The organism is Vibrio sp. YT-17 (assembly GCF_033337375.1).
Taxonomy (GTDB): domain Bacteria; phylum Pseudomonadota; class Gammaproteobacteria; order Enterobacterales; family Vibrionaceae; genus Vibrio; species Vibrio alginolyticus.
The window spans coordinates 1-1,073 of sequence record NZ_JAWOQP010000187.1 but is presented as its reverse complement, the minus strand read 5'-3'; the positions used below and the strand labels follow the sequence as shown (position 1 = coordinate 1,073).

The 1,073-nt window shown below is 46.7% G+C and carries 1 protein-coding gene; it reads left to right on the top strand.

Annotation, left to right across the window (positions count from 1 at the left end; translation table 11 throughout):
• Positions 1–1,073 (top strand): histidine kinase dimerization/phospho-acceptor domain-containing protein (locus R7F67_RS24850; protein ID WP_318057534.1); only part of this gene is annotated, 1,073 nt, incomplete at both ends.

Here is a 1,073-nt window from a genome sequence, read left to right as displayed (position 1 = left end):
CAGTATTGCCGTATTTGATGAGCACCATGAACTGTTCGTCACGTCAAACTTCCATCCTAATTTTGAAGCGCTGATGTTCCCAAAAGATAAGCCGATCCCGAAGCTGGGAAATTCGGAAATCTATGAGAACTCCCTGATCCTGCGTGTGCCGATTTTGTCGGAAGGACACTATTTATCAGAACTGTCTAACGAAAACCAAGGCACGAAAGCCATTGGCTACATCGCGGTAGAAATGGATCTTTCATCTCTGCGCTTACAGCAATACCAAGAAGTCTTCTCCGCTTTCCTTGTTTTGATCCTTGGTCTAGGGCTTGCAAGCGTGTTTGCTTCCCGCTTAATGCATGATGTTACCCAACCAATCACGCACATGAAAAACGTCGTTGATCGCATTCGTCGTGGTCACTTGGATGTGCGTATCGAAGGCAAAATGCACGGCGAGTTAGACCAACTGAAAAACGGCATCAACGCCATGGCGGTTTCGCTATCGGAATACCACGTCGAGATGCAGCACAGTATAGACCAAGCCACGTCAGACCTACGCGAAACCTTGGAACAGTTAGAAATTCAAAACGTTGAGCTCGATATTGCGAAGAAGCGCGCACAAGAAGCCGCACGTGTGAAGTCAGAATTTTTGGCCAATATGTCGCACGAATTACGTACGCCATTGAATGGCGTGATTGGCTTTACTCGTCAAATGCTCAAAACGCAGCTTTCTAATAGCCAAACCGACTACTTGCAAACCATTGAGAAGTCCGCAAACAACCTATTAAACATCATCAATGACATTCTCGATTTCTCGAAATTGGAAGCCGGTAAGTTGGCGTTGGAAAACATTCCGTTTGATTTCCGCGAAAGCTTAGAAGAAGTAATCAACCTACAAGCCACCAGCGCGCATGAGAAAGGTCTGGAGATCACCTTGAAAGTGGATCCGAAGATCCCGCCAGGTCTAGTCGGAGACCCGCTACGTATCCAACAAATTTTGACTAACTTGGTGGGGAACTCCATTAAGTTTACTGAGCGCGGAAACATCGATGTTAGCGTCGAAATGCGTTCACAAGCAGGTGACTCGGTTG